General features: G+C 49.2%; 11 protein-coding genes. 10 read left to right on the top strand and 1 reads right to left on the bottom strand.

All coding sequences use genetic code 11. From position 1 onward, the window contains the following. Nucleotides 1-179 precede the first annotated feature (179 nt). The 10 genes from lepA to mtaB all read left to right on the top strand — a co-directional run bounded on the left by lepA (nucleotide 180) and on the right by mtaB (nucleotide 12937). Entirely contained in the window at nucleotides 180-1994 is a 1815-nt protein-coding gene (lepA, locus tag H525_RS0108095) for a translation elongation factor 4 (RefSeq protein ID WP_027415798.1), read from the top strand. A 138-nt stretch (nucleotides 1995-2132) separates the two neighbouring features. Then, the gene (hemW, locus tag H525_RS0108100; RefSeq protein WP_027415799.1) at nucleotides 2133-3272 is read left to right on the top strand and encodes a radical SAM family heme chaperone HemW; all 1140 of its coding nucleotides are present in this window, start codon (nucleotides 2133-2135) and stop codon (nucleotides 3270-3272) included. Nucleotides 3273-3360: 88 nt separating this feature from the next. Beyond that, entirely contained in the window at nucleotides 3361-4398 is a 1038-nt protein-coding gene (hrcA, locus tag H525_RS0108105) for a heat-inducible transcriptional repressor HrcA (RefSeq protein WP_027415800.1), read from the top strand. A gap of 19 nt (nucleotides 4399-4417) precedes the next feature. Continuing rightward, nucleotides 4418-5944: a TCP-1/cpn60 chaperonin family protein gene (locus H525_RS0108110; RefSeq protein ID WP_027415801.1), complete on the top strand. Its 1527-nt coding sequence runs from the start codon at nucleotides 4418-4420 to the stop codon at nucleotides 5942-5944. 13 nt (nucleotides 5945-5957) lie between these two features. Then, on the top strand, nucleotides 5958-6578 hold the full coding sequence (gene grpE / locus H525_RS0108115) for a nucleotide exchange factor GrpE (RefSeq protein WP_027415802.1): 621 nt from the start codon (nucleotides 5958-5960) through the stop codon (nucleotides 6576-6578). A gap of 45 nt (nucleotides 6579-6623) precedes the next feature. Further along, nucleotides 6624-8483 carry a molecular chaperone DnaK gene (gene dnaK / locus H525_RS0108120; RefSeq protein ID WP_027415803.1) on the top strand — a complete coding sequence of 620 codons (1860 nt, stop codon included), beginning with the start codon at nucleotides 6624-6626 and terminating at the stop codon, nucleotides 8481-8483. A 111-nt stretch (nucleotides 8484-8594) separates the two neighbouring features. Continuing rightward, a complete protein-coding gene (gene dnaJ / locus H525_RS0108125; protein ID WP_027415804.1) occupies nucleotides 8595-9725 on the top strand; it encodes a molecular chaperone DnaJ in 1131 nt (376 codons plus the stop codon). 52 nt (nucleotides 9726-9777) lie between these two features. Continuing rightward, nucleotides 9778-10821, top strand: a complete 1044-nt coding sequence (gene prmA / locus H525_RS23300) for a 50S ribosomal protein L11 methyltransferase (RefSeq protein WP_081413297.1) — start codon at nucleotides 9778-9780, stop codon at nucleotides 10819-10821. Between the two features lie 6 nt (nucleotides 10822-10827). After that, nucleotides 10828-11559, top strand: a complete 732-nt coding sequence (locus H525_RS0108135) for a 16S rRNA (uracil(1498)-N(3))-methyltransferase (RefSeq protein WP_027415805.1) — start codon at nucleotides 10828-10830, stop codon at nucleotides 11557-11559. A 31-nt stretch (nucleotides 11560-11590) separates the two neighbouring features. Continuing rightward, entirely contained in the window at nucleotides 11591-12937 is a 1347-nt protein-coding gene (mtaB, locus tag H525_RS0108140) for a tRNA (N(6)-L-threonylcarbamoyladenosine(37)-C(2))-methylthiotransferase MtaB (RefSeq protein WP_027415806.1), read from the top strand. A 133-nt stretch (nucleotides 12938-13070) separates the two neighbouring features. Here mtaB and H525_RS0108145 read toward each other — a convergent pair whose 3' ends face one another. Beyond that, nucleotides 13071-13451, bottom strand: a complete 381-nt coding sequence (locus H525_RS0108145) for a C40 family peptidase (RefSeq protein WP_027415807.1) — start codon at nucleotides 13449-13451, stop codon at nucleotides 13071-13073. Between the last annotated feature and the right edge of the window lie 537 nt (nucleotides 13452-13988).

Genomic DNA, 13988 nt, shown 5'->3' on the forward strand with positions numbered 1-13988 from the left:
AAATAAAAGGATTAATGGGTTCTAACGAACCAAAAAAGCATTTTTTCCCGTAGATTTCATTGGTTCCGTACAGAAATTGAGCACATCGCAAATAGCTCCTATAAAATGGAAATTGATGTCCGGCTTTCCACCTGATATAATAGACATTAGTGCATTTTTTCCTCCTGGGAGGTTAGGACATGGATCGAAGAAAAAGACAAGAAAAAATCCGCAATTTTTCTATCATTGCCCACATTGACCACGGAAAATCCACGTTGGCCGACCGCATTCTCGAATTCACCGGGGCTCTCAGTGAGCGGGAGCGGGAAGACCAGTTTCTCGATCAGATGGATTTGGAGCGGGAGCGCGGCATTACCATTAAATTGAATTCAGTACAGCTTACGTATAAAGCAAAGGACGGAGAGGAGTACATTCTCCACTTAATCGATACCCCGGGACATGTCGATTTTACATACGAGGTTTCCCGCTCGCTCGCAGCATGTGAAGGCGCGCTTCTTGTTGTGGATGCGGCACAGGGAATTGAAGCGCAAACGCTGGCCAACGTGTACCTCGCGCTGGATAATAATCTTGAGATAATCCCGGTCATTAACAAAATCGATCTGCCGAGCGCGGAGCCTGAACGGGTGAAGCAGGAAATTGAAGATGTTATCGGGCTTGACGCCAGCGATGCCGTGCTCGCTTCGGCGAAGGCGGGCATCGGGATTGAAGACATTCTGGAACAGGTCGTCGCCCGTGTGCCGGCCCCGACGGGGGATCCGGATGCTCCTTTAAAAGCTCTCATTTTTGACTCGCTGTACGACGCCTACCGGGGTGTTATAATTTATGTCCGTGTCATGGATGGTGTCGTAAAAAAAGGCACAAAAATTAAAATGATGGCGACAGGCGCTGTTTTCGAAGTAACCGAAGTCGGCACATTCGCCCCCTTTGCCAAACAGGTGGATGAATTAACGGTAGGGGATGTAGGGTTTATCGCTGCAAGTATTAAAAGCGTACGCGACACCCGTGTAGGAGATACCGTTACCCTTGCGGACCGTCCGGCAGCCGAGGCGCTGCCAGGCTACCGCAAAGTAAATCCGATGGTATTCTCCGGTATGTATCCGGTGGATTCCAGCGATTACAATGACCTGCGGGAAGCACTTGAGAAGCTGCAGCTCAATGACGCCTCCCTTCAATTTGAGCCGGAGACGTCCCAGGCGCTCGGCTTTGGTTTCCGCTGCGGTTTTCTCGGGATGCTGCATATGGAGATTATCCAGGAGCGAATTGAACGAGAATTTAACATTCCGCTCATCACAACGGCGCCAAGCGTAATTTACCATGTGACACAGACGAACGGGGACATGCTTGAGATTGAGAATCCATCGCTTATGCCTGAACCGCAGCGCATTGATTATATTGAAGAGCCTTATGTGAAGGCGTCCGTTATGGTTCCGAAGGATTATGTCGGTTCTATTATGGATTTATGCCAGCGGAAGCGCGGCGAATTCGGGGATATGCAGTATATCGACGAGAACCGGGTGCAGATTGTGTACGAGATTCCGCTTGCGGAAATTGTGTTTGATTTCTTTGACCAATTAAAATCGAGCACGAAAGGCTATGCTTCGTTCGACTATGAACTGTCCGGCTATAAAAAATCAAAACTTGTTAAAATGGACATTATGCTTAACGGGGAAATTGTTGACGCCCTTTCCTTTATCGTGCACCGGGATAGCGCATATAACCGTGGTCGGGTGCTGTGCGAAAAACTAAAAGAACTCATCCCGCGCCAAATGTTCGAGGTGCCTATCCAGGCTGCGATCGGGCAAAAAATTATTGCCCGTGAAACGATTAAAGCGATGCGGAAAAACGTGCTCGCGAAATGCTACGGCGGCGATATTTCCCGTAAACGCAAACTTCTTGAGAAGCAAAAAGAAGGAAAAAAGCGGATGAAATCGGTCGGTAATGTCGAAGTGCCGCAGGAAGCTTTTATGGCAGTCTTAAAAATGGATGACAACTAGCAGAAAAATGATAGGATTATCGTCCATCATCGGCAGGGCGATAACGGTTGCAGGCGGGAAGATAACGGGGAATACCTCTTTGTCCACCCGCTTTTTCTTTCCAACTCAAGTTTTTTAACAAGAAGAAGGTGAAAAGCAGTGACACAATCGGTGTATATTCATATCCCTTTCTGTACGAATAAATGCTATTACTGCGACTTTAATTCCTATGTAACGAAAAATCCCCAGCTTGTCTGGGATTATTTATATGCATTAGAAAAAGAAATGGCAGAGACGGTGGACAGGCATCCGCCGCAGGAAATACAAACCATTTTTGTCGGCGGTGGAACCCCTACGTTTCTGGAGCCGGACCAGATGGAATATTTTCTTGGAACCGTGGCTGCCCATTTTCCGAACCGGAGTGAAACGCTGGAGTTTACGATGGAAGCCAATCCGGGAACGACCGATGTGGAAAAGCTGCAGGTGATGAAAGCCGGCGGTGTGAACCGCCTCAGCTTTGGGGTGCAGTCGTTCGATGATGCGCTGCTTAAAAAAATCGGCCGCATCCATGATAAGGAACAGGTGCTGCGAAGCCTCGCGAATGCTAAACAGATTGGGTTTACAAACCTTTCGATCGACCTCATTTTTGGCCTGCCCGGCCAGACGGTCGATTTGTTTCAGGCGACGCTCGACCAGGCGTTCGCTCTCGATCTGCCACACTTTTCATCCTACAGCTTGAAAGTGGAAGAAAACACTCTGTTCCACACATGGTATGAAAAAGGCAGCCTGCTCCTTCCGACGGAAGATGAAGAAGTGGAAATGTATGAGTGTTTAATGGACCAGATGGAGAAGCACGGCTACCGCCAGTATGAAATAAGCAACTTTGCCCGGCCTGGCTATGAAAGCCGGCATAATATGACATACTGGAAAAACGAGGAATATTACGGAATCGGGGCCGGCGCACACGGATATGTGCGGGGCCGCCGTCATGCGAATGCCGGTCCGCTGCAGCAATATATGCAGCTCATCCATGAGAAAGGTCTGCCCCGTGTCGAAGAGTTTGCTGTGGACAGGCAGGAACAGATGGAAGATCATATGATGGTCGGGCTCCGGCTCATGCAGGGAGTATCGGCTTCAGGGTTTACCGCCCGCTTCGGGGAAACCATTCAACAGCATTTTGGTTTCACTGTGGATGAACTCATCAACCTCCACCTGCTGGAATGGGAGGGAGACTATTTACACCTCACAAAACGTGGAATTCTGTTGGGAAATGAAGTTTTTGCAAGATTTTTGAACTAAGTTGACAACTATGAAGATCGTCTGGTATTTTTTAAGTAAGCTTTTATTAGCACTCGACAACTCGGAGTGCTAACAAAGGAGGGATAGTATGCTGACAGAAAGACAGCAGTTGATTTTGCATGCGATTATAGACAATTACATTCGTTCTGCGGAACCGGTCGGGTCAAGAACGATTTCGAAGCGGGATGATATTGGCTATAGTTCAGCAACGATTCGTAATGAGATGGCTGACCTCGAAGAATTAGGGTACATTGAACAGCCCCATACATCGGCGGGTCGCATCCCTTCTAATAAAGGATACCGGTATTACGTGGATGAACTTGTGCAGTCTCCTTTGAAGCATCCTAAAGATATAGCACAGATTCGCCGGTTGTTTGCTGATCGATTCTACGAATTCGAACAGGTAATGAACCAGGCGGCCGCCATTCTTTCGAGCCTGACCAATTATACGTCGATTATACTCGGTCATGAAATAAATAACACAAGACTCAAACACGTTCAGATGATCCCTTTGTCTAAAGAAGAAGCGGTGTTCATTCTTGTAACCGACACCGGAAAAGTGGAAAGCAAGACAATTGCCATACCGGACGGAATCATGCCGGGTGAACTTGAACGTGTTGTCAACCTGTTAAACGCGAAGCTTGTAGGGGTACCGATGCCGGATTTGCGGCAGGAGCTCCATGCGGAAGTATCCAAAGAATTAGTCCGCTTCTTGCAGCAATATGAGCAGATGGTTACCGTTTTGGAAAATACGCTTACCCATTCAACAGACGAGCGTGTCGTGCTCAAGGGTACCACCAACATCATGAAGCAGCCGGAATTCCGGGATGTCGATAAAGTAAGGGATATTTTGGCACTATTTGAGCAAAATGATATCGTAGTCCGCTTGTTTGAAAACCAGCAAGCAGGTATTCAGGTCAAAATTGGAACAGAAAATAATGAAGAAGCTATCAACAACTGCAGCATTATTACAGCGACGTATCACCTTGACGGGAAGCCCGTCGGTACGCTGGGCATACTGGGGCCGACTCGTATGGAATACGGTAGAGTTATGGGAATACTGGATATTATTTCGAAAGATCTCTCCGATTTGCTTGCAGGCCTCTATGCGAAAAGAGATAAATAAATAGAGAGAAGGAGAGCATATGGACGAACGAAAGGCCGGAGAGGAACGGTTATCGACTCTGTTTCATAATGTGAATGCTGTGCAGGCGGTAGCTGGTTCGGTGGAAGGAACAATCGGTCCCAAAGGGCTTGACACGATGCTTGTTGATGAAGAGGGGAATGTTCTGATTACAAATGACGGGGTAACCATTTTAGAAGAAATGGAAGTAAAGCACCCCGCTGCCCGAATGGTAATTAACATTGCACGCGCCCAGCAGGATAAAGTCGGTGATGGGACCACCACCGCAACCCTGCTTGCCTCCGCTCTTGTTACCGAGGGGGCCAATCAGGTGAGGCGCGGTGTCCCGATAGCGAAAGTGATTGCGGGTATTCAGCAGGGTGTTCGGGAAGCTGCCGGCCAGCTTGAAAGAATGGCTCTTCACATCGATAACCTGGATGATGAAAAACTGTATCATACCGCTCTTATTGCCGGCCGGGAAAATGAGGACATTGCCCGCCTCGTAATGGAAGGGGCCAAACTCATTGGGATTGATAAAATTTTCGAAAAGGATTTTCGTTTAAGCGACCTTGTCACGGCTTGTGAAGGCGCCGAAAATGAAGTGGTTCCCGGGGTTCTCATTCACCAGCATCCGCTGTCAAAAGACATGCCGCAGACTGTTGAAAACGCCAAGCTAATGATTATTAATGATGCGTTGGCACCCGAGGAAATTGATGATGAGGCCCTCGGGACGGAACGCGGATTTCAGCGCTATCTCGAACTGAAGGAAGCCTACCGGCGCAACCTTGAGAAATTAATCGCGCTTGGCATTAATGTTGTTGTGGTAGAAAAAAGCTGTGACAGTATAGCCGAGGAGTTCTGTATTGATAACGGCATTATGGTGCTTCACCGGGTAAAGCGCACCGACCGGGAACGAACGGCCGAACACACGGGAGCCCGAATGGTAAAACGTACGGCCCTCAATAAAACGGTCGACGAGCTTATGCGTTTTATCGGCAAAGCTGAGCGCATTTCCTTTGATGAAAACCTCCGGCAAATCCGGGTCATTAAAGGTGCAGGAATTCCCGCAGCAACAATGGTTATCGGTGCGTCTACAGGCGAAGTGGTAGGCGAACGTGAGAGAATTGCCAAAGATGCGGCGGCAGCTGTCCAAGCGTCCGTTCGCGGCGGGTATTTACCGGGAGGCGGCAGCGCCGAACTATACGTGTCCCACCACCTTGAACAGTGGAGAACGACCTTGAAAGGGATGGAGGGGTTTGGGGTAGAGGCTGTGGCGAACGCTCTTCGCCGGCCGCTTTCTCAAATGATTCAAAATGCGGGCTTTAATCCACTGGAAAAAGTGGAACTGATAAAAGCCGCCCAGGACGAATGGGGCCGCAGCAGCATGGGGCTTGATTTTGATACGGGGCAATGCGCGGATATGCTGCAGGAGGGGGTGGTAGACCCTGCCCTTGTAAAAATTCACGCACTAAAAACGGCAGGAGAAGTCAGCCAGGCGATTCTGCGCATACATACCGTGATTCGTATGAAAGCAGGAGAAGAAAACTAGGGAGGATTTATTCATGACGGAAGATACCAGAAAAGAGACGGAAGCGGTGGAACAGGATGCGGCCGGTCATTCACCGGAAAACACGACAGACAACGAACCAGCCGCTTCTTCCGATGTCACACAGGCGGACGAAACGGAAGAGGCTGCCGGGGAGTCAGGGTTGAGTGCGCGCGAACAGGAACTGCTGGCTAAGATTGAACAGCTGACACAGGAAAAGGAAGAAAACTATAACAAATATCTCCGGGCCCAGGCCGACCTGCAGAACTTCCGCGCCCGCACAAACAAAGAGAAGGAGCAGCTTTTAACATACTCCTCACAGCGCGTCATTGAGGCTTTACTGCCTGTGATTGATAATTTTGACCGGGCGCTTTCCGCCAGCAAGGAAGCTACTGATATGGACACACTGGTGCAGGGTGTGGAGATGGTCTTTCGCCAGCTGCAGCAGGTGCTCGACCAGGAAGGTGTGACGACGCTTCCTGGTGTGGGTGAACCGTTTGACCCGAATTTACACCAGGCGGTGATGCAGGAAGAGAGCAGCGAATATGAACCCGGCATCATCATCGAGGAATTCCAAAAGGGCTATAAGCTCAAAGAACGCGTCATACGCCCGTCCATGGTCAAAGTCAGCTCTTAATTTTCCGTTAATTACTTTTTTATATATCTAGGAGGTAGTCTTACAATGTCTAAAGTAATTGGTATTGACTTAGGAACGACAAACTCTTGTGTAGCCGTTATGGAGGGTGGAGAACCGGTCGTTATTCCAAATCCGGAAGGAAACCGCACAACTCCGTCTGTCGTAGCGTTTAAAAATGGTGAGCGTATTGTAGGAGAGGCGGCAAAACGCCAGGCGATCACGAATCCTGATAATACGGTAGCCTCTATCAAACGGTACATGGGGACGAACCATAAAGTGACACTGGAAGGCAAAGAATATACACCACAGGAAGTTTCCGCGATGATTCTTCAAAAGCTTAAAGCGGACGCTGAAGCGTACCTCGGTGAATCTGTAACGCAGGCGGTTATTACCGTGCCGGCTTACTTCAATGACAGTCAGCGCCAGGCGACAAAAGATGCCGGAAAAATCGCCGGCCTTGAAGTTCTGCGTATTGTAAACGAACCGACAGCGGCTTCGCTCGCCTATGGTATTGATAAAGGGGAAGACCACACCATCCTCGTATACGACCTGGGCGGCGGTACGTTTGACGTGTCGATTCTCGAAATTAACAATGATGAAGAAGAAGGAAAAGGGGTTAACGTTATCGCAACAAGCGGGGATAACAAGCTTGGCGGAGACGACTTTGACCAGGTAATCATTGATTATCTCGTCAATGAATTTAAAAAAGAAAACGGCATCGACCTTTCCAAGGATCGCATGGCGATGCAGCGTTTGAAAGATGCTGCGGAAAAAGCGAAGAAAGACCTTTCTGGTGTCGTAACGACGACGATTTCCCTGCCGTTTATCAGCGCAGATGCATCAGGTCCGAAGCACCTGGAAATGAATCTTACTCGGGCAAAATTTGATGAGTTAACGGCACACCTTGTTGAGCGTACCATGGGACCGACTCGCCAGGCTCTATCCGATGCGGGATTAAGCGCTTCTCAAATCGATAAAGTTGTACTCGTCGGGGGTTCAACACGTATTCCTGCGGTACAGGAAGCGATTAAACGATTAATCGGCAAAGAACCGCACAAAGGCGTGAATCCGGACGAAGTGGTTGCGCTTGGTGCGGCTGTACAGGCGGGTATCGTAACCGGTGACGTAACCGACATTCTTCTGCTTGACGTTACACCTCTCTCACTCGGGATTGAAACCATGGGTGGTGTCATGACAAAATTAATCGACCGGAACACGACAATTCCGACGAGCAAAGCCCAGATTTTCTCTACGGCAGCCGATAACCAGACCTCTGTGGACATTCATGTCCTGCAGGGTGAACGTCCAATGGCAAGCGACAATAAAACGTTAGGCCGCTTCATGTTAACGGATATTCCACCGGCACCGCGCGGAATTCCACAGATCGAGGTAAAATTCGATATCGATGCTAACGGGATTGTTAATGTATCGGCGAAAGACCTGGGAACAGGAAAAGAGCAAAAAATCACGATTACCTCTTCTTCCGGCCTGAGCGATTCTGAAATCGAACGCATGGTACGCGAAGCCGAGGAAAATGCGGAATCAGACAAACAGCGTAAAGAGCAGGTTGAACTTCGCAATGAAGCTGACCAGCTTATCTTTGCCACAGACAAAGCTGTGAAAGATCTTGGCGATAAGGTGGATGCCGGAGAAATCGATAAGGCGAACGCCGCCAAAGACAAGCTGAAGACCGCGCTCGAAGGTAATGATAACGAGGCGATCCGTAAAGCGAAAGACGAACTGCAGGAAGTGGTTCAACAGCTGTCCGTTAAACTGTACGAAAAGATGGCCGCCGAACAGCAGGCGCAGCCGGATCAGGGTGGAGACACCGCTTCTAAAAAAGATGATACTGTGGTAGACGCGGATTATACAGTTGTCGATGAAGAGGGCAAAAAGAACGACTAGGATTGTGACAGAGCAGGAAAAAAGTCAGAGTCAGGGCAACTTGACTTTGACTTTTTTTAGCGTGACCTGATATTATGAGGGGTATGAGTCAAGCGAGCGGGAGTGAAAAGAATGAGCAAACGCGATTATTACGAAGTGCTGGGGCTGTCTAAATCAGCCACAGCAGATGAAATAAAAAAAGCCCATCGTAAATTGTCGATGAAATACCACCCGGACAGGAATAAGGAGCCGGATGCGGAAGAGAAATTCAAAGAAGTGCAGGAAGCATACGAAGTGTTAAGCGACCCGCAGAAAAAAGCTTCTTACGACCAATTCGGGCATGAGGGAGCAAATGGTGGCGCCGGTTTTGGCGGCTTCGGCGGCGGCGCGGATTTCGGGGGCTTCGGTGATATTTTTGATATGTTCTTTGGCGGAGGAGGAAACCGCCGCAATCCAAATGCGCCACGCCAGGGTGACGATCTTCAGTATACCCTGCAAATTGATTTTAAAGAGGCTGTGTTTGGGAAAGAGATGGACATCGAAATCCCGAAAGAAGCTACCTGTTCCAAATGTGACGGTTCCGGCGCAGAGCCGGGCAGCAAGGTGGAAACATGCCACACGTGCAGTGGAACCGGACAGCAGGAAGTGGTGCAGAATACACCGTTCGGCCGTGTCGTAAACCGCAGGGTATGTCCGACATGTAAAGGAAGCGGGAAAATCATTTCTGTTAAATGCAGCAAATGTCATGGCACAGGGAAAGAAAGAATCCGCCGTAAAATTCATATTAAGATTCCGGCGGGCGTGGATGACGGCGCAAGAATGCGGGTCAGCGGTGAAGGCGAACTCGGGATTAACGGGGGCCCTCCCGGTGATCTGTACATTATCCTGCGCGTGAAATCCCATGAATTTTTTGAGCGCGACGGAAATGATATTTACTGTCAGATTCCCCTTACATTCGCGCAGGCAGCTCTTGGCGACGAGATTGAAGTGCCGACCCTCGATGGGAAAGTGAAGCTCAAGGTGCCTGCCGGTACGCAGACCGGTACAGAGTTTAGATTGCGCGGACACGGTGTCCCTTATTTAAATCGTCCGACGAAAGGGGACCAGTATGTAAAGGTTTTGGTCGTTACTCCGACTAAATTAAATGACAGGCAGAAAGAGCTGCTGCGCGAGCTGGCGGAAATTAGTGGAGAAGGCGTGCACGGTTCTAGTGAAAGTTCTTTCTTTGATAAGATGAAAAAAGTACTTCGTGGTGAAATGTAACAGCGAATGGCTCCTCTTTATGGGAGAGCAGTATAACGAGGGGATGATAGCAGTGAAATGGTCCGAAATAAGTATTCACACAAGCCAGGAAGCGGTGGAGGCGGTAGCCAACATCCTTCATGAAGCCGGGGCGACCGGTGTGGTCATCGAGGATCCGGAAATTCTATCGCGTGAGTGGGAAGACCAGTACGGGGAAATCTATCAGCTGTCAGCGAAGGACTATCCGGAGGAAGGCGTCATTATTAAAGCGTACCTTCTCTTGAACAGCTATCTTGGTGAAACGGTGGATCAGATTAAACTCGCGATTAATAACCTCGTTCTATACGATATCGACGCAGGTCCCGGTACCGTCACTCTTGCTGAAGTGCGTGAGGAGGAATGGGCGACCGCATGGAAAAAATATTACAAACCGGTGGAAGTGTCGGAACATATTACGATTACACCAACGTGGGAAGAGTATGTCCCGCAAAAGGAAGACGAGCTGATTATTGAACTTGACCCCGGCATGGCGTTCGGCACGGGTACTCACCCGACGACGGTGCTGTGTATTCGCGCACTGGATGAGGTCATTGCCGGTGGCGAGCGGGTCATTGACGTCGGGTGCGGTACAGGGGTGCTCAGCATTGCCGCCGCCAAACTGGGCGCCGCTTCCGTTCTGGCCTTAGACCTTGATGAAGTGGCTGTCCAGTCCTCGCGGATCAATGTGAAACTGAACAAAACGGCTGACATCGTGACCGTCCGGCAGAATAACCTGCTTGATGGAATTGAGGGGCCGGTGGATATTGTTGTCGCCAATATTCTGGCGGAGGTCATTGTCCGCTTCGTTGACGAGACGGCTGCGGTGTTGAAACCGCGCGGAATTTTTATTGCTTCAGGCATCATCACGCAGAAAGAAGAAGAGGTGAAACAAGTGTTCGCGGCTGCGGGTCTGCGCGTGCGTGAAACCCACTATATGCACGATATGTATGACAGCGATGAGGATGAAAATCCCGGAAATAGCTATCCGTCCGCCGATACCATAGCTCCCCCGACGATCTATGAGCGGGATAGCTTAACATCCGGATGGGTTTGTATGATTGCGGAAAAGGAAGCGTAACGAAACATGCAGCGATACTTTGTAGAGCCGGGGCAAATGTCTTCCGGCACGGTCACGATTGTTGGCGACGATGTAAACCATATTGTGAAAGTTATGCGGGCCAGGGCCGGGGATGAAATCATATGCTGTAACGGCCTGGGGCGTGACGTAAAAGCCGTCATCGAATCGCTTGGTGCGGAAGAAGTCACCGCCCGCATTGTTGAAGAGAACCTGCCAAGCAGGGAAATGCCGGTATATGTTACCATTGCCCAGGGATTGCCCAAGAGTGATAAAATAGAGTTTGTTATACAAAAAGGCACTGAGCTTGGTGCTTTTTCTTTTTTACCGTTTACGTCACAGCGCACGGTGGTCAAACTCGACGACAAAAAAGAAAAAAAGCGTCGTGAACGCTGGCAGAAAATTGCCAAGGAAGCAGCAGAACAATCGCACCGCAGCCGCGTACCGGTAGTCCAAAATGTTTGCAGTTGGCGCGGGCTTCTTGCATTGGCCCCCGAATTTGATTATGCTTTATTTGCATATGAGAAGGAAGAAGGCGCTTTAGCCCGCTCTCTGCAGGACATTCCGCCCGGCTCCCGGGTTCTGCTTGTCGTTGGCCCTGAGGGCGGATTTGATGAAAGTGAAGTTAAGGAAGCGGAAGACGCCGGGATGAGGATTGTTTCACTCGGGCGCCGTATTCTGCGCACGGAAACGGCCGCTCTCTACGGCTTATCCTGTATATCCTATCAATTCGAAAGATAAAAACCTTACTGTAGCAAGGAGTTGGTTCCTTATGCCAACCGTAGCCTTCCACACATTAGGCTGTAAAGTAAACCATTATGAAACGGAGGCAATCTGGCAGCTGTTTAAAGATGCCGATTATCATCAAATAGATTTTGAAGACAAAGCAGACGTCTATGTCATCAATACGTGTACCGTAACGAATACGGGAGATAAGAAGAGCCGGCAGGTCATCCGCAGGGCGATCCGCCGCAATCCGGAGGCTGTTATTGCTGTAACCGGCTGTTATGCCCAGACGACACCACATGAGATTATGGCGATCCCGGGGGTCGACATTGTTGTTGGAACATCGGGCCGCGACAAGCTGATTGATTATGTTGGACAGTATTTGCAGGAGCGCAAGCCGATTAATGCTGTCTCTAATATTATGAAAGCGCGGGAATATGAAGAGCTGGACGTGCCTTCTTTCACGGATCGTACCCGGGCTTCACTTAAAATCCAGGAAGGATGCAACAACTTTTGCACATTTTGTATCATTCCGTGGGCTCGCGGGTTAATGCGCAGCCGCCACCCGGAGAGCGTGATTGAACAGGCAAACAAACTTGTTGCCGCAGGCTACAAGGAAATTGTTCTGACAGGCATCCATACGGGAGGATATGGCGAAGACCTGGAAGATTATAATCTGGCCCGCCTCCTACGCGATTTGGATACAAAAGTGCCGGGTTTACGGCGCATCCGCATCAGTTCGATTGAAGCGAGCCAGATTACGGATGAAATTATTGAAGTCCTGAACTCATCGGATAAAATGTGCCGTCACCTGCATATTCCGCTTCAGGCCGGGGAAGACAATGTGCTCAAACGCATGCGCCGGAAATATACGACCGATGAATATCGCCGTACGATTGAAAAGCTGCACAAAGCAATGCCTGATGTGGCCATTACAACGGATATTATCGTAGGTTTCCCGGGTGAAACGGAAGAGATGTATGAGCGCGGTTTCCGTTTTATCGAGGAGATGGGATTTGCCGAGCTTCATGTGTTCCCGTACTCGAAGCGAACCGGCACACCGGCTGCCAAATTCGAAGACCAGGTGGACGAAGAAGTGAAAAACCGCCGGGTGCATGAATTAATCGAACTGTCTAACCGCAGAAAGATTGCTTATGCCAATAAATTCGTCGGCCAGGTACTGGAAGTCATTCCGGAAGAACCTTACAAAGAAGCGCCGAACAGCGGGCTCTATGTCGGTTTCTCCGACAATTACGTGAAGCTTGTTTTCGAGGCAGACGAATCGCTTGCGGGTTCAATATGTAAAGTCCGCCTCGACGAACCGGGTGTGGAATATTCAAAAGGGACGTTTGTTCGTGTGCTGGAAGAAGCGCATGAACGGGCGATTATTTAAAAAAAGCGGAGCCTTTGCACGTACTGCATCGGCTCCGCTTTTATTGGCTATAAGAAAGCATAACTTTCTTATATGCATCAGTACAACTAAGGCTGCCATCTGCGCCTTCGGCTTGATGCCAGCCAAGTTTTCTTTAAATGATGCGCCTTGCGGTCATATAATATTGCATAAGCCAGCTATCCAGTCTGCTAACGATGACGTTATATCTTGGATTCGTCATATGAAGCACGCGGCCGTTTCCCAGGTAGAGCGCCACATGGGTAGCATCTTGTTGTTCTTTTTTTGTATTAAAAAATACGAGATCACCTTTTCGGAGCTCCCTCATCGATACGTATTCCCCTAAAAATACCTGGTAGTTAACCGCTTTTGTCCCTATATTAATACCGTTCTCTTTGAAAATATAATAAATAAAACTCGAACAATCCAGATATGCGGGAGGTCGGTAATCATAGCTGAATTTAGACTTCCCGATTAAACTCATTCCCGTACGGATTACATTATCTATGACTTCCACCCACTCTCACTCTCCTTGCCGCCGTTGTTTGAAAGAACCCGTTGATATAGGTTATGAACGAGACAGAGCAGTTGCGTAGACACGTATGGAGATAAATAACCCATTTCCGAACGTAATGTAGGTGCGAATGGAATGTACGAATGGAATGGGCCGTTTTATTTTTTTGCGAGTTTTTCCTTGCAGGGAAGCGGAGACTGTCCGTGCTCCTCTTCCGCTTTGAGGCGGCCCGAAACATCCGGTTATCTCAAAATGATGGAGACAGTCGGGCCTAAAAGCACCTCCAAGCTCCAGAGAAGCACTGAGTATCGGAAAAAAAAGCAAAAAATATAAACCGGCCCATTCCATTACCTGCCATCTTCGGTGAATTTCGCGTTTCGTCAAACGCAGCATCGCAGGCGGCGTTAAAGAAAGCAGGCAAGTCCGACGATGAAATCAAAAAAACAGCCCGCAAACCGCTGTAAAAGCGCTCCGGGCATGGCCTGTTGTATAGTTGCTAAGCATCCTGATACCGCGGCGTCATCGTTTTGAAAAAAATTC

The sequence above is a fragment of the Aneurinibacillus terranovensis DSM 18919 genome, from assembly GCF_000430625.1.
In the GTDB taxonomy this organism is placed as follows: Bacteria; Bacillota; Bacilli; order Aneurinibacillales; family Aneurinibacillaceae; genus Aneurinibacillus_B; species Aneurinibacillus_B terranovensis.

Bases quoted from the DNA above. Each gene is read 5' to 3' on its own strand.
- lepA (WP_027415798.1), top strand. From the start codon at position 180: ATGGATCGAAGAAAAAGACAAGAAAAAATCCGCAATTTTTCTATCATT.
- mtaB (WP_027415806.1), top strand. From the start codon at position 11,591: ATGCCAACCGTAGCCTTCCACACATTAGGCTGTAAAGTAAACCATTAT.
- H525_RS0108135 (WP_027415805.1), top strand. From the start codon at position 10,828: ATGCAGCGATACTTTGTAGAGCCGGGGCAAATGTCTTCCGGCACGGTC.
- grpE (WP_027415802.1), top strand. From the start codon at position 5,958: ATGACGGAAGATACCAGAAAAGAGACGGAAGCGGTGGAACAGGATGCG.
- hrcA (WP_027415800.1), top strand. From the start codon at position 3,361: ATGCTGACAGAAAGACAGCAGTTGATTTTGCATGCGATTATAGACAAT.
- dnaK (WP_027415803.1), top strand. From the start codon at position 6,624: ATGTCTAAAGTAATTGGTATTGACTTAGGAACGACAAACTCTTGTGTA.
- dnaJ (WP_027415804.1), top strand. From the start codon at position 8,595: ATGAGCAAACGCGATTATTACGAAGTGCTGGGGCTGTCTAAATCAGCC.
- H525_RS0108110 (WP_027415801.1), top strand. From the start codon at position 4,418: ATGGACGAACGAAAGGCCGGAGAGGAACGGTTATCGACTCTGTTTCAT.